The organism is Aquimarina mycalae, from assembly GCF_029906345.1.
GTDB lineage: Bacteria > Bacteroidota > Bacteroidia > Flavobacteriales > Flavobacteriaceae > Aquimarina.
Genome location: NZ_JARYGY010000001.1, coordinates 114,599 through 135,875 on the forward strand (window position 1 = coordinate 114,599; position 21,277 = coordinate 135,875).

Sequence of the window (21,277 nt, forward strand, 5' to 3'; positions counted from 1 at the left end):
AAATATCATGTCTTAACCCATCGATTTAAATATGACGCCAACAAAAAATGTAGCATCAAAACTTGTCGAGGATATAAGTACAATAAAAATAGTAGGTAATAAGAATAGTTTTTTTACTAGGTTCAGTAAAAAAGAGAAAGTAAAATTACTCATAAGCAGGTATTTTTAATTAAACAATCAGTTTATCAATTTGCATCTTCATAGGGCATATGAAGATCAACTGCTCAATAGTGACAATTTTAATAAATTGGCTTCTTTAGGAAAGCATACATAGCCAAAAACATTCTAAAACAGAAAGACTAATTTTGTGGAGTATTATATCAGGAAGTCTAAAAGTATTTTTGTTCTATAAATCGGCTATTTAATTATTATTATTTACGTTATGTTTTTAAAACATTATAAATATACACATAAACCACTGACAAACAACGTGTTAAAAACATATAATTATTATGGTTAAACCGTAGTGTATTTTTTGTAATACACTGAATGCAATAAAACGGCACAATTCTTAGCATATAACTAATTTTACCAAGAATATCATAACCAAACACTATTTACAACTTCACGCTTTAAGAATAATGTAAAAAAAATGAACACTAATTCATGTAGAAATCTATAAAAATTTAGTAAAATCATTACAATTTAACATTTTTGAGACAAAAAACAGATTTAAAAAAAAGACGTAATTTTCCCCGTAACATAATTATTGTTATGCCGTATGTGTAAATTTTTAAAATATGTAAGATATTATTTAATAGATTTTTAAGGTTCTCAAAAACTGATTTTTAGGTAAAAAAAAAGATGGTCATTTGCCATCTTTTTTTAATATATATCGAGATAAAATTATATCCTATACAAAACCTCTTTTACGAGCTTCTTCTAATAATTTTTGATCATCTGCCTTAGCGATAGAAAACATCTCCTTGATCTGGTTCTTACGCTTCTCAATCGCACTTAGTGATAAGCTCACATAATTAGGTAAATTCTTAGTTTTTACACCTCTGGATAAGTGATATAAAATCTTTAGATTTTTTTCATCTAGTGAGAAGTTATTTGTCATCATTTTTCTAAAATGATTATTTACCGTAGCACTATAATACGGAGTACCACTCACAATATTATTAAACGCTAACAATAACTCGCTAGAAGTAAGGTCACTTTTTATTAAAAATCCTGATGGATTGATATTCTTTAATATATTATGGATTCTATGATCTTCTCTATGCATTGTAAGGATAATAATCTTAGCCTTAGGCAATAGTTCCTTTGCATGCTTTGCCAAATCCTCTCCAGAAGTAATTGTACCATCAGAAGAAGGTGGCAGTTTAATATCTACAAAAAGCATATCATAAGGAGTGGTCTTAGAAGATTTTTGAATACTCTCATATGCATCATCGCAATTAGATGCAATATCAATCTTAATCTGGTATTCTTTTTGATTTTCTCCTAATAAGGTGTTCTTGTATCCTTCAATAATCATTGGATGATCATCAATCATAAGAACTTTTAGCTTTTTCTTCATTTTTTAAAATTTGTGTGGTTCGGTTGTTATCATATCATTCTACCATAATAACTATAAGGATTGTATATTTATTATAATAAGGAACGAATTTGACAACTTTTTACATTTATTAAATTGGTATACCAACAGATACCTTCGTACCTGCATCCTGATTACTAATAAAATCTACTACACCATCCATTTGGGTAACTCTTGATGTAATATTTTTTAATCCAATTCCTCTTTTTACCTTACTACTTTTAAATCCTATTCCATCATCTAAAATAGTAAGATTTATTTTATCATCCACATAATCGAAGTTTATTTTTACGCTTTTTGCCTGTGCGTGTTTAAATATATTCTGTAAGGATTCTTGTATAATACGGAACAAGTTTACTTTTTTCTGATCATCAATGGTCTCCCAATCGATGTTTTCATCATTAGTAAATGCAAAATCTACTTTATGTACAGTGCATAGATCACTTACCAAACTTTCTACTACATCTACATAGGCAATATCTGGTGATAAGGTTTCTGTACCCAGATCATGCGATATCAATCTGATTTCTTTTTCTATGGATTTAAGCTCATCTATATATTTATTACGAGCATCTGTAAATCCATCATTAGCGCGCTGGTTGATACCATCCAGACTTAATCGTACCCCAAACAATCTACCTAGCACACCATCATGCAATTCTTCAGACATACGATGTTGTTCTAGTTTACGACCTTCTTCCAGCTTAAGTTGCTGACTTAATAGTAATCGATAGATTTCTTGATTGGATTGCTGTTGTTTTTGCTCGAATAATAACTCTTTATTACTCTGTTGCTGTCTAAAAATCACATATCCTAATAAAAACAAGACCGATAGCCCCAGTATGGCAAACATCAAATATTGTTTTTCACGACTGATTTGGGTAATCTGCTCTTCTTTTTCTTCGGTTTCAAATTGGATACGAGCAAATTTATTTACATAAGCTCTCTCTTCTTTTATCAAACTATCATTTAGTTTAATATAGTTTTGTGCATAAGCTAGTCCAGTTTCACTATCTGAAACTTCAGACAACAATTGATATGATTGCAGTAATTCTACATTACTATTAACTAGAGGAGCAGCTTCCTTAACTTTTAATGCATATAATTTAGCAAGACTATCTTCTCCTTTTGCCTTAAAATATTCCGCTAAATGAAGATTATTCGTGGATAGTCCAACAACATCATTTACACTATCTCGAATCCGAAGCGCTTTATTAAACAATTTAAAAGTCTCTTCATTATCCTTATTTTCTAAAAAGTTAACATATGCAAGATTATCAAGGTAGCGTGCATATCTTTTGGGTCTTTTGCTCAAAAAATCTTTATAAGATAAAGCTTTGGTATAATATTCATTAGCTTTTTTATAATCTTTTTTCGATTTATAAACAGTACCTATATTATTATTACTAATTACCGCATAAAGAATTTCTTTGCTTGTATTTTTAGCATTCTCAATTGCTTTTTCATGATAGGTAATAGCATCATCATATCTTTCCAAATATTTAGCAACCGTACCTAAAGTAGAATAGCATAAAGGTAAATATGTTAAATCATCAGATAATTCAAATTTTTCAATAGCTCTTATTACTAGATGTTCGCTTTCACTATAATCTTTAACCTTAAGAGAAAGTTTTGCTAAATCAATCAGAACTGTCCCATGAACAAATGCGTTTTCACTAATACTATAATTATCCCTCTTTTCCAAAGCTCTATATAACTTGTCCGCTTCATAAAAATTTTTGTACGCACTATCAATTATCCTATCTCTAAAATAAAGTCCTCTATACCCGTAAGATTTAGCCATTCCTAATGAATCTTTTATCGAAATTGCTAAAAATAGCATTTTACTATCCATATCAGAAGAAATCTCATACTCTCCTAAATCATAATAACTTCCAGAAATTTCTTGAATTCGTTTTAATTTTGATTTATTATCCTGACTTAATGTTGAATACAAGCTATAGGCTTTGTCAACACTTTTTCTTCTTTCGTCTTTTGATTTATTTTTATCTTTGGAATCTTTTATATGATCATCGATAAGACTATACTTCAGTTCAATATTATCGGGCACAGTATCCTGTTTATCACAACCTATCATAATCAAGGCTGAAATAACAAAAAAGAATATTTTATTATTATGATAATTTAGCATTTTACTAATATAATTTACAACTCTAATTTAGTAAATAGATCTATAAGTATAAAGAAATAACAAAAAAAAACCGTCTATTGTATTAGACGGTTTTTTTTTGTTATTTCTTGTTATTTTATTCTGGACGTTCCACTTCTTCAGTATCATCTTCTTCACCTAACAATTCAATCTCTTCCTCTAATCCTACTTCTTCATTAATTGTATCAGCCTCACAAGCGATAAACATTGAACTTACGAATAATATTGCGAAAATAGTTTTTATAGCTTTCATAACGGTATATTTTTTTGATTATATCTTTTTATTATTTTGGTTGTATTGTATTATGTTTTTTTATTATAATTTTCCTTTTTCAAGACTTTTTTTGTCCAGTATGCATAAACATTCGTTTATCCAGTTTCTCATTGTAAGGATTTTTGCTGGCCAGCAAGAATACTCCGATTGCTCTTTGTATATCCTTTAGTAAATGTGTAATAGGTTGATAACCTTAATTGTACACTACAAATGTAGCCAGATTGTACCCTCGCGCCTAATATATTAAGGTGCGTTTAGTAGATGGATACCTATAAGAGGTGGATGGGTGGGTTATACGAGTGGATGGACCGATTTTAAAAAACAGCTATTTTCGTAGGAATTAGATTACTTGAGCATTTACCGTAAATAAACCATAAAAAAAACTTAAAAAAAAATAAAAATCGTACAAAAAACCTCCTACAAACTCTTTTGTGTCATTGCGGCCTGTGACAGCCAATAATACAGAATAATAAATATTCCCCAAATATTAATAAAAAAATTCCCTGTAACAACTGTAAACATTTCATTATACAGCAATTAGCAAAAATCCCTGTGATCTACATCGTCAAATCATCTACACGCTATCCTGCAAAACGGGGAAAAATAACTTACAAAGATTTAATACTTCTTTTTGTCGATAGCATAAAATATTTATTTCATTATACCATATATAACATATAACCTATCAATACATTGCCCAAAAAGTTGAAATATTATTACGGGGAATTTTACATCTTATGTAAATATTACAAATAAGCATGTGATTTTAAAAAAGATATAATGGATACCCACACACAAGAACACTGTAATTAAAAAGGGAAAAAACACTCCTTATATATATAACAAAATCCAACACCCTATATCAAAACAAAATCCCCCTGAAAAATCAGAGGGATTTGCAACATATCTATTAATGACCTGTGTGAAAGGAAAAATAGTAATCATATATTTTGTATGATATGTTTATCGGTTATCTTTAGAAACTATTACACAAGTGTTTCTTTTTTAAAACATGATCATCACATATAGTGTTAACAAAAGCACAGATACAGCTCTGAAAAACAGTACAATATATTATCTGAACCTAATCATAACAACTTTTAAACACTACATATATATTTATACATACAAGAAGCTATTTTTTGCCAACGTATCTTTAATTTCTTCTACGTTTGTTTTGTATGATTTAGAAAACGGAATCATATCTGTAGTATTCTTAATCGCACATTTTGCTTTACCAAAATGTATTCTAGACACATATTTAGTGTTGATAATGTAGCTGTTATGAATACGTACAAAGTGATCTGGCAACAAGTTCTGGAAATGTTTTAATGTCTTAAAAGCTTCTACTTTATTACCGTTACTCATGATAAAATCTGTAGTATTATTGTCTGCTTTTAGATACAATACTTCATCGATATTAACAAAACGATAATCTCCATAAGACTTAAAACATAAAGTATTGTCCATAACTTCATCAAAGTCTCTTTCGAATCTATGAAGTGTCTTGATTAGTTGGCTTTTTGACAACGGCTTAAGAATGTAATCTAATACACTATTACGTATACCTTCTATGGCATAGTCAGTTGTTTTAGTAATAATTACAAATTCTGGCAGGTTAACCATGTACTTAGGGAGTTCTGATAATAAACTATACTGGGTTTTGGACGATTGAGTTCCCGGCACTTCGGGTTCTAGAAAAACTAAACGGGGTTTTCTTTCTAGAATCAAGTCCAACGCCTCTTGCTCATTTGAAGCAATTCCTGTACAGATATAATCATTGTGATCTTCTAATGCGATCTGAATCGTGCGTGCAGAATTCTGATCATTATCAATAATGATATAAGGGTATTTCATGAGGTAAACAATTAAAGGTTAGCGTTGGTTATTAAATACTATTAGTATTCAAAAAAAAAATTGTACACATTTACTGACTACAAGGTATGTTTTTTAGTAATAATCTGGTTACGGTAAAACCACAATATTAATACGGAGATGTACTATTTACAGGGGTTTGCAATGTATCATTGATCGGGATAATATGCATGTCATCGGTTTTTGGGGTTTAGATTCTCTAAAACGAAAAACAGCATATTTTAGTATGTCCTTTAAAAAAATTAACAGTTTACGGCACTTTTAAAGCTATAAAAACGGCTAGGCAAGTAAATCTGTTACAAAACCTTTTTAAAACAATAAAGGAAGGCCAATCAAAAAAGAAACTGTTAGTCACTTATTTATTAAATAACCTCTGTTGGATATAACTATTTGGTTAAAAAAACTGCTAAATTGATTTTCATATCGAAACAAAAAAAATTGCATTGATCCTTCGACAAGATCAGGATGACAGGGCTTTTGATCAAAAATTAACTTATCCATGTTACAATGTTCTATTGAAAATTACTCTGATAGATGTAAATTTTCTCACAACGAATTCAAGTTAATTAAACCATTTTTGATAGTTTTAACCTGAGTTATCAATATCATTACGTCAAGAAAACACCAATCCATGAAAAAAGTTGTAGTACTTACAGGAGCAGGAATCAGTGCAGAAAGCGGCATCAAAACTTTTAGGGACGCCGATGGATTATGGGAAGGTCATGATATCATGGAAGTTGCTTCTCCTATTGGGTGGGATAAGAATCCATCGTTGGTATTAGATTTCTACAACAAAAGACGTAGTCAATTACAACAGGTAACTCCTAACCAGGCCCACAAAGCATTGGTAGATCTAGAAAAAACACATCAGGTTACTATTGTTACTCAAAACGTGGATGACCTACATGAACGTGCTGGCAGCAGTCACGTGGTACATTTACACGGAGAATTACTAAAGGTAAGAAGTCAATTTGATGAAAATTTAGTATTAGATTGGAAAACGGATCTTATTATTGGGGATTTCTGTGAGCACAATTCGCAGTTGCGCCCTCATATTGTTTGGTTTGGAGAAGAAGTACCTATGCTCGAACAGGCAATACAAATTACAGAGCAAGCAGATATACTCATGATTATAGGAACCTCTATGCAAGTATATCCTGCTGCTAGCTTGTTACAATTTGCCCCACATAATACTCCTATATATTTTATAGACCCTAAACCTGCAATCGCTCCTCAGGAAAACCTAACGATCCTAGCAGAAAAAGCAACAGTGGGTGTTCCTGAAATAGTACAAGAACTCATGGAAGCTATTTTGTAATAAAAAAGATACACCCATAGTACTTACTTCAAAGTACTTCTAACTTTCTTTGCCCAATCAATCAATTTTTGAGCATCCTCTTCTGATAAATCTCCATGAATCCAGGTGTATGAATCCAATGGCATTGTTTTATCTTCAACCATCTCTATAAGCTCTTCTAACTTGTGATCTTTCTTTTTATTAGTATAGGTATCCCAAACCGAAACATCAAAATGTCCTTTTCCGTGTTCGATATGATCCGCTAACCAATATGACACAGGTGTAATCGCTGCATACCACGGATATTGTGTCTGTGCACTATGACAATCATAACAATTAGCACGCAACATTGCCTTGATTTCTGGTGAAGGTGATGTTTCTGATTCAAAAGCAACAACAGTTTCATATCCAGATTCATTTTTATCAGGTCTAAAAAACTGTGCAATTACTAAAAGTACTATCAACGAGATTCCAATTTTTTTAATCATTTTGTATCTATTACATTTATAGGGTTCAAAATACTAATTAAAAACACAATCTTTGCTATCGTAGTTTTTCTTTTCAAAAAAATATAACATATATCATGATCAATCTGAAAGAGGAAATAAAAAGAACCAATCATTCTCGGGAAAAACGAAACGAATTTGCTAACCTTATTCTACAAAATCCAAAATTACTTCCTCAATTGTTAGAGATTTGTAGTCAAGTAGATGATGAAATATCCTGTAAAGCCTCTTGGGGATTAGAATTTTTATCTAAAAATAACATTGAAGCAATACTTCCATATCTGGATTCTTTAATGCCTATTTTACCTACAGTATATCAGGATCCTGCCGTGAGGCCTATTGCAAAAATATGTGAATACCTGACGCTTGCTTATTACAAAAGTAAAAACCCTGAAGTAAGAAAACAGCTCACCTCTACACACAGAGAAAAAATTACCGAAGCCTGCTTTGATTGGCTTATCTCTGATCAAAAAGTTGCACCCAAAGCATATTCTATGACCAGCTTATACTTATTAGGCACAGAGTTTGACTGGGTACATCCAGAACTTAAAATCACATTAGAAAACAATTATAGTATTGGTAGTGCTGCTTACAAAGCAAGATCGCGAATGATTTTGAAGAAACTGTAAACTATTCAGAATACACAGCCAATACATTATTAAATCCTCAGAAAATCTTTTCTTTTTATACATCATCAATATCCATCAAAAAATCATTCTTAGTACTTCGTAATTAGGGATTAAATAAATTATCTTTGCACCTTTCAAAAAAACAATGTTATGTCATTATCTCCTTTGCAAGCCATCTCTCCTATCGATGGTCGTTATGCGTCTAAAACACAATCATTAAGTACTTATTTTAGTGAAGAAGCATTAATAAGGTATCGTGTATTGGTAGAAATCGAGTATTTTATCGCTTTATGCGAAATACCATTACCACAGTTACAAGATATTGATGTAGCTATTTTTGAAAAGTTACGAGAGATCTATACACAATTCTCTACAGAAGATGCACAAGCTATAAAAGACATAGAAAAAGTTACCAATCACGATGTAAAAGCGGTTGAGTACTTTATCAAAGAAAAGTTTGATAATCTTGGCTTACAAGCATATAAGGAGTTTATTCATTTTGGATTGACATCTCAGGATATTAATAACACCGCAATACCACTTAGTATTAAAGAAGCTATTGGTGACGTGTATATTCCCGAATACTTAGCTTTAAAAGACAAACTAAAATCATTAGTTACTGAATGGTCTGATGTTTCTATGTTAGCTCGTACGCATGGACAACCAGCTTCTCCTACTCGATTAGGAAAAGAGTTTCAGGTATACGTTACCAGACTCGAAGCTCAGTTCGACTTATTAAATGACATCCCAAGTGCTGCTAAGTTTGGTGGAGCTACAGGAAATTATAATGCACATAAAGTTGCTTATCCTTCTATTGACTGGAAAGCTTTTGGAACTCGTTTTGTACAAGAAAAACTAGGATTACATCATTCTTTTCCAACCACTCAGATTGAGCACTATGATCATATGGCGGCTCTGTTTGATGGACTGAAGCGTATTAATACTATCATCCTGGACTTAGATCGTGATGTATGGACCTATGTATCTATGGATTACTTTAAGCAAAAGATCAAAAAAGGAGAAGTTGGATCTTCAGCTATGCCACATAAAGTAAATCCAATTGATTTTGAAAATAGTGAAGGTAATATTGGTATTGCCAATGCTATTTTTGAACATTTATCGGCAAAGTTACCAGTAAGTCGACTGCAACGTGATCTTACAGATAGTACAGTACTTAGAAATGTAGGAGTTCCTTTTGGACATACTGTAATCGCATTTCAGGCTACCTTAAAAGGACTAAACAAGTTATTATTAAACGAAGAGAAATTCGCTCAGGATCTCGAAAACAATTGGGCTGTTGTGGCAGAGGCCATACAAACGATTCTAAGAAGAGAAGGATATCCTAATCCTTATGAAGCCTTAAAAGGATTAACCAGAACGAATGCTGCGATTAACCAAAATTCTATTGCCGATTTTATAGAAACATTAGAAGTTTCTGAGGATATAAAATCAGAACTAAAAGCCATTACTCCATCTAATTATACTGGGATTTAATTAGAATTATAATACCTTAGCTTATATGCTAAATAACAAGCTAATGATTACCCTATCGGGTATTATCTGCATTGGTTTTATCCTATGTGGAATTCTAGGTATTCTAAAATATCTTTTGATACAAATTATTTTAGGCGGTTTATTCTTGTTCTTTATTATTGGACTTTTTTATGTAAACTTACAATCTCCTAAAAAGAATACAAATAGGAAAAATATTGATAAAGAAAAAAAAAAATAAACTCTTAGCATCCTTTTTTTAAACAATTACACATTTACGTAATTACGCACTGGGGAATTCTCCTACATTTGCTTTCGGAAACAAAAAAAAGAGAGAATTTATGAAACACAGATTACAACATGCTATACGATGGCTCGTTTGCCTACTCATTGGCGGTGTATTAATGAGCAGTTGTTCTAAGGATGACGACTTAGAACTACCACCAGCGTCTACCTTAAAAGGATATTCGTATCACAATTTTCACAAACTACACAAAAGTAAAACGCTGCAAGATCAGGTACAGAAGATGCAATCTCGTAATGCTATTATGGCCAAATCGGGCACGGAAGATCACACCTTTGTGATCGATACCAGTATCGTGCAGATTTTAGAGGCAGAACGATATGTTAGTTATACCTTTAAGGCTAATCGCAATCCAGTAGATGAAAACTATCTGGATAACTATGTACTAACGATCTATAATGATGACAGTTTTCATCAGATGTATGTAAGCTATCCAATATTGGTAGATGAAGAAACGGTTACCTATGATATCGATAATGCCATTGCTACACAAATTACTGGCGAAGCATTAGTGCAAAAGAATACCTGTGGAGCGAGTCAAATTCCTATTACAAGTTGGTCAGAAGATTGTGTGGATTATGAATGTGGATCAGGACAACACTCAGGATCATCACAAACGGATAGTTGTTCATTAGATGAATTAGGCACACAATATGGTCCTACAACAATTTGTGTTGGTGGATGGGTTACCAATTGTTTAGATGCGGGAGATAGTAGCAGTGGTGGTGATGGGTCTGATCAAACTGGTACAGGCGGAACAGGAGGATCAGGTACTCCAAATGACCCAAGTGACCCAGATCTTACAGATGATAATATCGGTCAGATCGGTGTGATCCCGTTTATACCTCCTAGTCAAGATGTTGACTATAATGTGGAGACATTGATGGAACAAGTACGTATACCAGAAGTAAAGGATTTGATTAAGGATCTAAAAAATGAAGTTACTAATCGATTTAAGGAAGATGGACGAATGTATAATGTGGATATTACTACCAACAACGGAACAAGGACATTAAACGCGACAGAAATTATGCCCCAAAGTATACGCAAAAAGAGTGTCAAATTTCCTCCAATAGACTTTAACACCTTGATAAAGGTACATTTACATAATAAGTTTAATAATAGAAGAGAACAATCTGGAGCAGTAAAACAAACTAAAATTACAGTACCTTTGTTTTCTAGTGACGATATTGCATCTTTTATTGGTTTTTTTAATAGAAGAGAAGCTTTAAATATTACAAATGAAGAAAGAGTAAATAATGAAGATATTAGTTCTATTCTTGTTGCAGAACCAGCAATATTAAATGAAGAAGAAAACATACAAACATCTGGTATATATGCATTAAAAATTAGTGACCCAGATCGTGTAAAAGAATTAAAGGAAAGATTTAATACTGAAACAGAGTTAGCAGCTTTTAAAAAACTATATTTTGAACAAATTTTAAATTCTGTTTGTTCATTTGGTGACAATGGTTGTTACCTAGGAGAATTTGCAGATTTTTTAGAAAATTATGATAATGGCAAGGGTTTTGGTATTAGTATTTACGTAGCTATTGAAACTTTTGGAGAAATAACGAATTGGGTTAAACCGTAAAAGCTAAATCAATGAAAATAATAATAAAATTATTGTTTGTACTTTTTGTTGTACAAACATATTCGCAAACAATTATCCCATTAGAGGAGTTAGTTTCGGGAGAGAATACAACAAGTGATTACTATTATAAAGATACAAATGGATTACTCGATAAGTTTTTAGGGACTTGGAGATATCAGACTTCTAATGAGTTATTCGAGATTACATTTACAAAAGTAGAGAGAATTAGAACAGGAATGGGTTACTATATAGATGAGCTTAATAGTCGTTATAAATATATAGAAAATGGAGAGATAATATTTGACACCTATTCACCTATACAGCCTTCAGGTAGTGCAACCTTACAATATATTTCAGGTAGAGCAATAAAAAAAACCGATTTTAATAGTATTGTTTTAACATACGATGAACCAGGAGATTATGGAGATTATGGACAATTATTATATCTAAAATATATTTCTGGTATTCAAAAATTAGATTGGTATGTGGATGCAGTATTGTATGATGATCCAGATAATCCTGGAGAACTTACTTCTGGTTATAAGATTCCTTATAAAATGATTCTGACTAAAATAAATTAGAGATTAAACAGGAATAATATATAATAGCAGTTTGATATGATCAGCCTGCTATTGTTATAGCAAATGAAAGCAATACTAAAGATATTATTGGTACTTTTTGCGATACAAAGTTATGGTCAAGAAATCATACCTATAGAAAACATGATAGGCCATCTTGACCTATCTAGAGAAGACAAACCTTATTATAAAGATGTAAACGGTGTATTTAATAAGTTTATTGGTACTTGGAGATATCAAACATCTAATGAATTATTTGAAATTACCTTTACTAAAATTACTAAAGAAGATAGCGGAAATTATTATGAAGATCAATTAACCAGTCGTTACAAATATATTAAAAATGGAGAGGTAATTTATGATACGATGGCTATGTTGCAGCAAGCAGATTCATACCCTAATTATAATGTTTTTGGAAGTAAGATTAAAAAATCTGATTTAAATAAAATACAATTGCAATTTGATGAACCTGATATTAGGTTTACAGGTTCAAACTATCTAGAGCTTACCTATAATCCAGTAACCCAAAAATTAAAATGGTATGTCAGTGCAGCTATGGAACCCAATGAAAATGGTGTTTTGGTGTATCCATATAAGACACCATATTTAATGACTTTAACCAAGGTAAATTAGAGATTAAACAGAAATAATATATAATAGCAGTTTGATATGATCAGGCTGCTATTGTTATAGAATATTTTTAAAATCCAGAGAATAAAAAAGCTTCGACTATTAAATAACCGAAGCTTTTTTATTTTTATAAATATAGAAGCATTAATCTATATCAATATCGCCTATTAAATTCTTAAACACATCCATATCCACATCTCCTTTATCAATTGCGTTCATTAATTTGGCTATGTTTTTTGGTTTCATATCATCGCCTAAAACTCGTACTAAAGCTAATCCTTTTTCCTGATTAGATGCAAATACAATAACTTCATCGATATTACTACCATCACCTTGATATTTTAACACTGCTTTTGTACCATTAGAACCAAACCTCATCAAGGTTTCGTACTTATCCTCACTTAGAATAGTCTTAATAACTGCCTTTTCTTCTTCATATCTGGTTTTGGTTTTTTCTTTAAGTGGTAACGCTAAAAAATTAACTTTCTTAATACTCTCCAGTGCCTCTTTTTCTTCTTCGCTAAACTCTATCTTATCAGTATCTAACAAACTAGTAGCAAGATCTACAGCCACAAAGTCTGCATCTCCTTGATGATCTACAAAATATCGTTGCAATGAAGTCCCGCTATTACAACTCATGAGTAGCATTACACATGCAACACTTACTATTTTAATTATATGTTTCATTTTAATTGGTTTTTAATCCGTGAAAAACGGATAAGGTTGATTGATTGATGATGATAAGCTTCTTCAAGACATCACATCCTGAAGAAGCTTGGGTGTAACTTAAACTAAATATATAAGCTTAATTTTTCTTTTTCACTTTTTTAAGCTCTTCGCCTCCTGGAACATTCAAGTGATCTGCTATTTTAGATACTTGTCTTAGATCGATATCACCTGTAATTGTTAGCACAACTGTATTAGGTCCTCCATCATTTTCCATTCCTTCCATAAACATAAACAACTCTGTTACAAAATTATCGTTCTTACCTGGTTTAGAATAAAACTTTACGTTTTTTCCATCACTTTTTACACGCATTAATTCATCTAATGATGTGTTACTAAGATACTTTTGTACATCAGATTTCATTTTCTGACCGATATCCTTATTTTCTGTAGCAAACACTTTAATGTTTTTAATATTTTCTACCAGATTAATATATTCCTTCACTTCAGGATCACTACTTTCTAAATCTAACTTGCTTAGCAGTTTAAACATTTTACTAGTCACCACTACAGATGATACATCATTCATATCTTCGTATTTATCAAAATTGCTTTGTGCAACAGATAAGTATGGTACTAATGCTATTAATAGTATGATTGCAAACTTTTTCATAATTAACTCATTTTAAGTATTCCTATATATAGGAAATAGTATTCGTATTTATTTTATCAATTTGTTTTTAGCGTTTTCGAATTCATTAAGATACACTAGTTCTTTTTTTGCGGTATCAAACTCATTCAGGTACACCAAGTCCTTTTTGCCCTCATTCATTAATCTAGCAACCAAATCAAGGGCTTCTTTGGTTTTTTGTAATGCTATTTCAGGGTCATCGTAAGTACCATACACTCCTTCTGGATCAGCTCCTAGAGGAACATCTTTTATAAACAGCCCCACAATTAAAGCTATTGATGCAGCTACACCTATCCAGGTATACCAAGGCACTCGATTGGTACTTAATTTAACTTCTGAAGCAGCGGTTACGTGGCTTTCATTAGAAAAAAACTGAAATAGATCTTTGTATCTCTCCAGGTGTGACGGCACGCTTTCTCCGGTAAAATAAACCTTTAATTCTTTTTCTTCAGAAAGGGTCGTTTCTCCTTCAAAATACTTCTCCAGTAATTTTTCTATGTTAGACAACTCCATAATTGTGTTTTTTTAATAATTCTTGTCGTATTGTTTTTCTTCCTCTTGATAATGCAACTCGCACTGCTGTCTCGTTCATTTCTAACATTTCTGCTATCTCTGCATTATCGTATTGTTCTATATCTCTAAGCTGGATAATCATTCGTTGTTGTTCTGGTAATCCATCCATAATTTTACCTACCCACTCCAAACTATCCTTTGCTTCTACTTCTCTCTGCAAAGAAGGTCTTTCATCTTTATAATTACTGTGTACTATTTTTAAGTTCCCAGTTTCTTTAGCTTTTAACTTATCATAGCAGTAATTCTTTGTCATTGTCATTGCAAAAGCTTCTACATTTTTATACTCTGCCATTTTGGCTTTGTTTCTCCATAACTTTAATAACACTTCTTGTGTCGCATCTTCTGCTTCTTCATTACTTACCAGTAATCTCTTAGCCAACCTATATAGCTTATCCTTAAATCCATTGGTTAGCGTTATAAATGCTCTTTCTTTCATATTCTTTGGTTGGTTGGTATAAATCTAAACTTGTTAGCTTTATATAAGGGAGACGACTATACCTATAATTTGTTACACATTTTTTTGAAATTATAATAAAGTCCCTATTTTTAGGGTTATATAAATAAAAAAATCTATGAAATTTCTAAAGTATTTTGCCCTACTTCTTTTTTCGGGAAGTATTCTTACCAGTTGTTTTAATGATAATGATGATGTCCCTAGTGTTGCTAGCGTATTAGAGATTAATGATTTTATATGGAAAGGTATGAATGCTTTTTATGTTTACAAAGCTGATGTAGCGGATTTAGCAAATGATCGATTTTCTTCTGATCAGGAATATAATGATTTCTTAAATGACTTTTCATCTCCAGAATCTATTTTTCTTGCACTTCGAACAAAAGAAGTTGATCCTGCAAGCGGACTGGATGTAGATGAATTTAGTTTTTTAGTAGATGACTATATCGCCTTAGAACAAGCTTTTGATGGCATTACCAGAAATAATGGAATGGAGTTTGGATTAGTGCGATATCCAAATGACGCCTCTAATGTGTTCGGATATGTTCGTTATGTGTTACCTGGAACCGATGCAGAAACCAAAGGAGTTTTAAGAGGAAATATTTTTAATACCATCGATGGCACCCAAATTACGGATCAAAATTTCAGCAGCCTACTGGCTCCAGACACATACACCATTGGTCTTGCAACGTTTGATGGTAATGATGTCACTCCAACAGGAACTTCAATCCCACTTACTAAAGTACAATACACAGAAAACCCGGTTTTTCTTTCTAGTACCATTGATGTTGGTGGTAATCCAGTTGGGTATTTAATGTACAATTCATTTACTGCAGATTTTGATGCTCAATTAAACGCAGCATTTGGACAATTTGCTTCTGATAACGTAACCGATCTAATATTAGACTTACGTTATAATGGAGGTGGTTCTGTTACATCTGCAATCGATTTATCCAGTATGATTACAGGCCAGTTTAATGGGCAAGTATTTACTACAGAAGAATGGAATGAGGATCGACAAGCGCAATTCGGTGATACTAATCTTTTTGATAACCAAATAAGAACAGGCGCTGGCATTAATAGCCTCAATCTTAATAGAGTATACATATTAACCACCAGAAGTTCTGCTTCTGCAAGTGAGTTAGTGATTAATGGTCTCGACCCATATATTAACGTAATACAGGTTGGATCTGCCAGTAGAGGTAAATTTCAGGCATCTGTAACACTATATGATTCTGATAACTTTGGTCGTACTGGTGCAAATCCTGGACATACGTATGCCATGCAACCTTTAGTGCTTAGATCTATAAATTCTGTTGGTTTTACAGATTATTTTGGTGGATTTACTCCAGAAATAGAGATAGACGAGGATTTCTCTAATCTAGGTGTATTAGGTGATCCTAATGAACCATTATTAAAAGCTGCAATTGATGATATATTAGGTAATAAATCTTCTTCCAAATACAATGGATTACAATTAGAAACCGTAGGAGAAAGTAAAATGGTACTTCCTACTTTTCAGAGAATGTATAAAAATATTGAAGCCCCAAAACACAGAACAACAAGTTTCGACTAATATCTGATATAAATATTAAAAAACCTCAAGCTTATTGGCTTGAGGTTTTTTTTTATGCCTTAAAATGTAATTTTTAAAACGTAAGATTAAATCCTATTCTGGCGTTTCTACCTCTGGTACTAAACCCAAAAATCTCTTGATACTCTTCATTCGTAATATTATTCATCGCCGCAAAGACACTCATATTATCTAAAAGCTGATGACTTATATAAAAATCCAATATCCCATAACTATCTAATGGTACTGGTGTTGGAGCAAATGTTACTGGATCAAAGTTAGTATCTGTTCTTTCTCCGTTAAATTGATAACTCAAAGAAGTATATGTTTTACCACTTAATTGATATCCTATACTAGCCTGTAATGCATGTTCTGGAATACGAATATCATTTTCTAACTTCGATATATTAGTATACGTATAGTTTGCATTTACAGACAACTTATCATCTATAAGTTTTGCCCCAACCTCTACTTCCAATCCATCAACTTCAATATCATTAGGTGAGTTAAAATTCACAAAGGTATTAGGATCAAAAGTGATGAAATTTTCAGAAGTACGATTAAAGTAAACCACACTCATAGTAGCTCTTTTTTCATGCGAGAATTCAACTCCTGCTTCTATTGTAGTACTTTCTTCTGGTTCTAGATCAGGGTTTCCTGTAAAAAATGCAGTATCAAATAATTGAAACAATGATGGTGTGATATAGGCTGTACTATACGATGCTAATCCTTTAATATAATTACTACCAAAAGTATGCGTAAAAGATGGATTAACACTATATACTAAATGATTTCCATAGGTACTATGGATATTTAATCGCGCTCCTGCATTAACGTTCAATCCAAATTTTGATACATACACCAAGTTTACATAAGGATCAATAATATCAAAATCTGCCTCATTATCATTTATTGTTTGCTCTAGATCATTGCTTCCGAATGGAACACTAAAAAGGTTAAAATCACTATAAGAACCATTTGCTCCGATTACTGTATATAAGGTATTATTGAAATTATATTTATTATAGGCATCAAAAGTATATATCTTACTCTCATATCTCGAAGGGAAACTAGATGTAAATTCTCGTTCTAATAAAGAATAACTATCTACAAAGGTAAAGCTACCATTAGGGTATTTTGCTTCCCAAAACGTACCTCCACGTAATTGACGGCTATCAAATTGATTATCTGCATCAAATCCTGCTCCACCATCAAAATCCGTTTTATACTGATCCAGATTTCCAAAAAAGTGAAATTTAAAATTCTTACTCCACTGGTATCCAAGTTTAGCATATACATTAAACTTAGAATAAGCATCACTTTCTGCTCCTTCTGCCTCTGCAGCAGATAATCCATCTGTAAACTGATTAGAAAAACTACCTACATAACTTACCTTACCTATCGTACCATTTATAGATGCCAGGTTTACAAACTCATTAATATCATAATCCTGATCATCCTGAGATTGATTGGTTCCGATACTGGAAGAAAACTGTGCTGCTATTTTCTTTTTACTTTCTGATTTTGTAGTAATATTGATCACTGCAGTTGCTGCACCAGAACCATATAATGTACTCGATGCCCCTTTAAGGATTTCTATTGATTCTATCTGATTTACAGATAACAATCTTAAATCAAAATCCCCAGCCGAAGAAGATGGATCACTAACTGTCACACCATCAACTCTTATTACAACCTGACGGTTACGACCTCCACGAATATATACTCCTAATGGTTCTCCAGCAGCATTGTTACTACCGTTTACATACACACCTGCAACTCTGCTCAATACAGTTGCAACCGATTGTCCTTGGCTACGTTCTAATTCTTTTGAAGTGATTTTAGTAATTACCTTACCACTCTGTTCTCTTTTTAGTTTAAATTTAGAATCAGAAATTATCACTTCTTCTAATTCATTGACTTTTTCGTCTGGAGTTATTTCTTGCGCTGAAACAACCTGAGATCCAAGCATTAATAATGCTGCCCCAAAAAACATTTTTTTGTTCATTTCCTAAATGACTTAATTTTACAATTACCGGAAAAAAGTATGCAGTTTACCCATACCTAAACTTCTATCCCGAAAGTTTGACATTACGAATTTAGGCAGGTCTCCTGGCTTGCGTCTTGTTGTTTACCTTCCCACCTGAACTGAACTTCTTTCAGTTTCTTTTTAAAATAATTTTAAAAGATGTCGAAACAAGTTCGACACAAGCAGTGGTTATAAAGAATTAACAACAAACACCTACTACGATCTGAAAACATCATTTTTCAATATCGACTCGGCAAAGCTTACAGTTGCGGGAACAGCTCAGGAATATTAATATACAATATTAGATACTAGATTCAGGGTTTAAAAAATCCTAATTCATAACCGTACTACTGTACTTTATTTCACCTGATTCCCTTTTAATCATCAACCTTATGCATAAGGTATCAGAACCAAAATTCTGCGCGAATGTATTATATTTCTTTGAAAATGCCTTCAATTTGTAAAATAAATTAGTATTACCATTACCTTTGCGCTCTCTAAAAACCGAATTAAATGTTGTATTACATCACAGGTGGAGAGCGTTCAGGCAAAAGTAGTTATGCTCAAAACCTAGCTTTAGAACTCTCAAACACTCCAATATACCTTGCTACATCAAGAGTTTGGGATGGTAATCATCGCGAACGAATTGATAGGCATATTGCCGATCGAGATGAACGATGGACTTCTATAGAAGAAGAAAAACAACTCTCCAAAGTAATTACCGAAGATACTGTTGTAGTAATTGATTGTGTAACACTCTGGCTAACTAATTTTTTTGTTGATACCAAAAACGATATAGAATTATCTTTATCCCAAGCAAAAACAGAATTTGATAAGCTTTTAAAGATTAATACGACTATTATAATGATATCCAATGAAATCGGTATGGGTGTTCATGCTTCAACAGAAATAGGAAGAAAATTTACAGAATTACAAGGCTGGATGAATCAACATATAGCTAAACACGCAGATAAAGCAATACTAATGGTGTCTGGAATACCAGTAACAATTAAATAAATGAATTTCAACATCTCACCTTTAGACAAATCTCTAGAAAATAGTATTCAGCATAAAATTAACCTAAAAACCAAACCAGTAGGTTCTTTAGGCATATTGGAACGTATTGCTCTACAAATAAGTTTGATCCAAAGTACTAAAAGCCCTTCTTTAGAAAAGCCAACGATATTAGTTTTTGCTGGAGATCATGGAATTGCAGAAAAAGGAGAAGTCAATCCATATCCGCAGGCAGTAACCCAACAAATGGTCTATAACTTTCTTAATGGAGGTGCTGCTATTAATTCCTTTTGCAATCAAAATAATATCGATTTAAAAATAATTGACGCTGGAGTCAATCATAATTTCGATAACATCTCTGGCCTTATACACGCTAAAGTAGCATATGGTACAAAAAACTATCAGATAGAACCTGCTATGTCTGCTGATCAATGTAGTACTGCTATTCATAATGGCGCTGCGATCGTTTCTGAAACTTATGAGAATGGTAGTAATATTATTGGTTTTGGGGAAATGGGTATTAGTAATTCTTCTGCAGCAGCATTACTCATGTCATATTTTTGTGAAATTCCAGTAAAAGAATGTGTTGGAGCTGGCACAGGTCTCCAGATGGAAGCTATGAAGCTTAAAAGAACTATTCTAGAAGAAGTTTTTAAAAAATATGCTCCAACTTCTCCTATTGAAGCTCTTGCTACTTTTGGTGGTTTTGAAATTGCAATGATTACAGGAGCTATACTAAAAGCTGCTGAATTAAAAATGACAATTGTTATCGATGGTTTTATTGCAACAGCTGCATTATTAGTTGCTTATGCACTGAATCAAAATGTATTAGACTATTGTATTTTTGCTCACACTTCTAATGAACAAGGGCATGAAAAAATGTTGCGTTTTTTAGGAAAAAAACCTTTAATCTCTCTTAATATGAGATTAGGTGAAGGTACTGGAGTGGCGGTAGCATACCCAATCATACAATCTGCAGTAACTTTCTTAAATAATATGGCTAGTTTTGAAGAAGCTGAAGTTTCTACTAATGAATAGTATTGCCTAACATATGAAAAAAGGTGTTTTATCAATAGTCGTGGCTATAATCGGTTTTTACTGTATTTATAGATTTAATGTACAATTGTATCATGAAAACCTAACCATAACACAACAAGGAACAAATTCTGAAATCATATCAGACCTATCAGTTTTTAAAAAGACTTATAAAATTATTGTATTTAGTTTAGGACTGCTAAGTTTATACTTTGCTATTATTTCCTTTTTAAAAAAACACAAAATTGGGCTTATAGGAATTATTTTAGCATTAACCTTACTATTATCATGCGTATTTCCGTTTTTAGAATATGCAGTAGAAGCATATCTTAGCGATATAAATTTTCAGTAGTA

Annotated in this window: 20 protein-coding genes and 1 riboswitch; of the genes, 10 read left to right on the forward strand and 10 right to left on the reverse strand. The window is 32.1% G+C overall.

Features of this window, described 5'->3' with window-relative positions:
* Positions 1-853 precede the first annotated feature (853 nt).
* The 4 genes from QBK95_RS00450 to QBK95_RS00465 all read right to left on the reverse strand — a co-directional run bounded on the left by QBK95_RS00450 (position 854) and on the right by QBK95_RS00465 (position 5,844).
* Positions 854-1,525, reverse strand: a complete 672-nt coding sequence (locus QBK95_RS00450; RefSeq protein WP_280929389.1) for a response regulator — start codon at positions 1,523-1,525, stop codon at positions 854-856.
* Between the two features lie 109 nt (positions 1,526-1,634).
* Entirely contained in the window at positions 1,635-3,695 is a 2,061-nt protein-coding gene (locus QBK95_RS00455) for a tetratricopeptide repeat-containing sensor histidine kinase (protein WP_280929392.1), read from the reverse strand.
* 115 nt (positions 3,696-3,810) lie between these two features.
* The gene (locus QBK95_RS00460) at positions 3,811-3,966 is read right to left on the reverse strand and encodes a hypothetical protein (protein WP_280929394.1); all 156 of its coding nucleotides are present in this window, start codon (positions 3,964-3,966) and stop codon (positions 3,811-3,813) included.
* A gap of 1,140 nt (positions 3,967-5,106) precedes the next feature.
* On the reverse strand, positions 5,107-5,844 hold the full coding sequence (locus QBK95_RS00465) for a LytR/AlgR family response regulator transcription factor (protein ID WP_280929395.1): 738 nt from the start codon (positions 5,842-5,844) through the stop codon (positions 5,107-5,109).
* A gap of 649 nt (positions 5,845-6,493) precedes the next feature.
* Between QBK95_RS00465 and QBK95_RS00470 the strand changes: the two genes are divergently transcribed.
* Positions 6,494-7,180, forward strand: coding sequence for an SIR2 family NAD-dependent protein deacylase (locus QBK95_RS00470; protein ID WP_280929397.1), 687 nt, complete (start codon positions 6,494-6,496; stop codon positions 7,178-7,180).
* Positions 7,181-7,203: 23 nt separating this feature from the next.
* Here the strand turns inward: QBK95_RS00470 and QBK95_RS00475 are convergent, their stop codons facing one another.
* Complete coding sequence (locus QBK95_RS00475) at positions 7,204-7,647, reverse strand: heme-binding domain-containing protein (protein WP_280929399.1); 444 nt, start codon at positions 7,645-7,647, stop codon at positions 7,204-7,206.
* A 95-nt stretch (positions 7,648-7,742) separates the two neighbouring features.
* Between QBK95_RS00475 and QBK95_RS00480 the strand changes: the two genes are divergently transcribed.
* From QBK95_RS00480 to QBK95_RS00500, 5 genes are all read left to right on the forward strand, one after another.
* A complete protein-coding gene (locus QBK95_RS00480; RefSeq protein WP_280929400.1) occupies positions 7,743-8,294 on the forward strand; it encodes an adenylosuccinate lyase in 552 nt (183 codons plus the stop codon).
* Between the two features lie 150 nt (positions 8,295-8,444).
* Positions 8,445-9,788, forward strand: coding sequence for an adenylosuccinate lyase (gene purB / locus QBK95_RS00485; protein WP_280929402.1), 1,344 nt, complete (start codon positions 8,445-8,447; stop codon positions 9,786-9,788).
* A 338-nt stretch (positions 9,789-10,126) separates the two neighbouring features.
* The gene (locus QBK95_RS00490; protein ID WP_280929404.1) at positions 10,127-11,683 is read left to right on the forward strand and encodes a hypothetical protein; all 1,557 of its coding nucleotides are present in this window, start codon (positions 10,127-10,129) and stop codon (positions 11,681-11,683) included.
* Between the two features lie 11 nt (positions 11,684-11,694).
* Positions 11,695-12,264: a DUF6705 family protein gene (locus QBK95_RS00495; protein WP_280929406.1), complete on the forward strand. Its 570-nt coding sequence runs from the start codon at positions 11,695-11,697 to the stop codon at positions 12,262-12,264.
* Positions 12,265-12,327: 63 nt separating this feature from the next.
* Positions 12,328-12,894 (forward strand): DUF6705 family protein, encoded by a 567-nt coding sequence (locus QBK95_RS00500; RefSeq protein WP_280929409.1) that lies wholly within the window; start codon positions 12,328-12,330, stop codon positions 12,892-12,894.
* A gap of 141 nt (positions 12,895-13,035) precedes the next feature.
* Here QBK95_RS00500 and QBK95_RS00505 read toward each other — a convergent pair whose 3' ends face one another.
* From QBK95_RS00505 to QBK95_RS00520, 4 genes are all read right to left on the reverse strand, one after another.
* Positions 13,036-13,578: a GFO_1091 family lipoprotein gene (locus QBK95_RS00505; protein ID WP_280929411.1), complete on the reverse strand. Its 543-nt coding sequence runs from the start codon at positions 13,576-13,578 to the stop codon at positions 13,036-13,038.
* A gap of 118 nt (positions 13,579-13,696) precedes the next feature.
* Entirely contained in the window at positions 13,697-14,230 is a 534-nt protein-coding gene (locus QBK95_RS00510; RefSeq protein ID WP_280929413.1) for a GFO_1090 family protein, read from the reverse strand.
* Positions 14,231-14,278: 48 nt separating this feature from the next.
* A complete protein-coding gene (locus tag QBK95_RS00515; RefSeq protein WP_280929415.1) occupies positions 14,279-14,761 on the reverse strand; it encodes a PG0215 family putative anti-sigma factor in 483 nt (160 codons plus the stop codon).
* Positions 14,748-15,257 carry a GFO_1088 family ECF-type sigma factor gene (locus QBK95_RS00520; RefSeq protein ID WP_280929417.1) on the reverse strand — a complete coding sequence of 170 codons (510 nt, stop codon included), beginning with the start codon at positions 15,255-15,257 and terminating at the stop codon, positions 14,748-14,750. The genes QBK95_RS00515 and QBK95_RS00520 overlap by 14 nt, the downstream gene beginning before the upstream one ends.
* Positions 15,258-15,393: 136 nt before the next feature.
* On the opposite strand from QBK95_RS00520, the gene QBK95_RS00525 reads away from it, so the two are divergent.
* Positions 15,394-16,848: a GFO_1087 family putative carboxy terminal peptidase gene (locus tag QBK95_RS00525; protein WP_280929419.1), complete on the forward strand. Its 1,455-nt coding sequence runs from the start codon at positions 15,394-15,396 to the stop codon at positions 16,846-16,848.
* A gap of 73 nt (positions 16,849-16,921) precedes the next feature.
* On the opposite strand, the gene QBK95_RS00530 is transcribed toward QBK95_RS00525, so the two are convergent.
* The gene (locus QBK95_RS00530) at positions 16,922-18,853 is read right to left on the reverse strand and encodes a TonB-dependent receptor plug domain-containing protein (protein WP_280929421.1); all 1,932 of its coding nucleotides are present in this window, start codon (positions 18,851-18,853) and stop codon (positions 16,922-16,924) included.
* A 77-nt stretch (positions 18,854-18,930) separates the two neighbouring features.
* Positions 18,931-19,304: riboswitch (cobalamin riboswitch) on the reverse strand.
* 83 nt (positions 19,305-19,387) lie between these two features.
* Here QBK95_RS00530 and QBK95_RS00535 point away from each other — a divergent pair.
* From QBK95_RS00535 to QBK95_RS00545, 3 genes are read left to right on the forward strand one after another with little or no spacing between them, the layout of a single operon-like run.
* A complete protein-coding gene (locus QBK95_RS00535) occupies positions 19,388-19,891 on the forward strand; it encodes a bifunctional adenosylcobinamide kinase/adenosylcobinamide-phosphate guanylyltransferase (RefSeq protein WP_280929423.1) in 504 nt (167 codons plus the stop codon).
* Entirely contained in the window at positions 19,892-20,926 is a 1,035-nt protein-coding gene (gene cobT / locus QBK95_RS00540) for a nicotinate-nucleotide--dimethylbenzimidazole phosphoribosyltransferase (RefSeq protein WP_280929425.1), read from the forward strand.
* A 13-nt stretch (positions 20,927-20,939) separates the two neighbouring features.
* Positions 20,940-21,275, forward strand: a complete 336-nt coding sequence (locus QBK95_RS00545; protein ID WP_280929427.1) for a hypothetical protein — start codon at positions 20,940-20,942, stop codon at positions 21,273-21,275.
* Positions 21,276-21,277: the final 2 nt, after the last annotated feature.

Excerpts from the sequence above, each read along its gene's own strand:
- QBK95_RS00475 (WP_280929399.1), bottom strand. The coding sequence starts at position 7,647 with ATGATTAAAAAAATTGGAATCTCGTTGATAGTACTTTTAGTAATTGCA.
- QBK95_RS00500 (WP_280929409.1), top strand. The coding sequence starts at position 12,328 with ATGAAAGCAATACTAAAGATATTATTGGTACTTTTTGCGATACAAAGT.
- QBK95_RS00530 (WP_280929421.1), bottom strand. The coding sequence starts at position 18,853 with ATGAACAAAAAAATGTTTTTTGGGGCAGCATTATTAATGCTTGGATCT.
- QBK95_RS00495 (WP_280929406.1), top strand. The coding sequence starts at position 11,695 with ATGAAAATAATAATAAAATTATTGTTTGTACTTTTTGTTGTACAAACA.
- QBK95_RS00455 (WP_280929392.1), bottom strand. The coding sequence starts at position 3,695 with ATGCTAAATTATCATAATAATAAAATATTCTTTTTTGTTATTTCAGCC.
- QBK95_RS00480 (WP_280929400.1), top strand. The coding sequence starts at position 7,743 with ATGATCAATCTGAAAGAGGAAATAAAAAGAACCAATCATTCTCGGGAA.
- purB (WP_280929402.1), top strand. The coding sequence starts at position 8,445 with ATGTCATTATCTCCTTTGCAAGCCATCTCTCCTATCGATGGTCGTTAT.
- QBK95_RS00505 (WP_280929411.1), bottom strand. The coding sequence starts at position 13,578 with ATGAAACATATAATTAAAATAGTAAGTGTTGCATGTGTAATGCTACTC.
- QBK95_RS00515 (WP_280929415.1), bottom strand. The coding sequence starts at position 14,761 with ATGGAGTTGTCTAACATAGAAAAATTACTGGAGAAGTATTTTGAAGGA.
- QBK95_RS00535 (WP_280929423.1), top strand. The coding sequence starts at position 19,388 with ATGTTGTATTACATCACAGGTGGAGAGCGTTCAGGCAAAAGTAGTTAT.
- QBK95_RS00510 (WP_280929413.1), bottom strand. The coding sequence starts at position 14,230 with ATGAAAAAGTTTGCAATCATACTATTAATAGCATTAGTACCATACTTA.
- QBK95_RS00465 (WP_280929395.1), bottom strand. The coding sequence starts at position 5,844 with ATGAAATACCCTTATATCATTATTGATAATGATCAGAATTCTGCACGC.
- QBK95_RS00450 (WP_280929389.1), bottom strand. The coding sequence starts at position 1,525 with ATGAAGAAAAAGCTAAAAGTTCTTATGATTGATGATCATCCAATGATT.
- cobT (WP_280929425.1), top strand. The coding sequence starts at position 19,892 with ATGAATTTCAACATCTCACCTTTAGACAAATCTCTAGAAAATAGTATT.
- QBK95_RS00470 (WP_280929397.1), top strand. The coding sequence starts at position 6,494 with ATGAAAAAAGTTGTAGTACTTACAGGAGCAGGAATCAGTGCAGAAAGC.
- QBK95_RS00520 (WP_280929417.1), bottom strand. The coding sequence starts at position 15,257 with ATGAAAGAAAGAGCATTTATAACGCTAACCAATGGATTTAAGGATAAG.
- QBK95_RS00490 (WP_280929404.1), top strand. The coding sequence starts at position 10,127 with ATGAAACACAGATTACAACATGCTATACGATGGCTCGTTTGCCTACTC.
- QBK95_RS00525 (WP_280929419.1), top strand. The coding sequence starts at position 15,394 with ATGAAATTTCTAAAGTATTTTGCCCTACTTCTTTTTTCGGGAAGTATT.
- QBK95_RS00460 (WP_280929394.1), bottom strand. The coding sequence starts at position 3,966 with ATGAAAGCTATAAAAACTATTTTCGCAATATTATTCGTAAGTTCAATG.
- QBK95_RS00545 (WP_280929427.1), top strand. The coding sequence starts at position 20,940 with ATGAAAAAAGGTGTTTTATCAATAGTCGTGGCTATAATCGGTTTTTAC.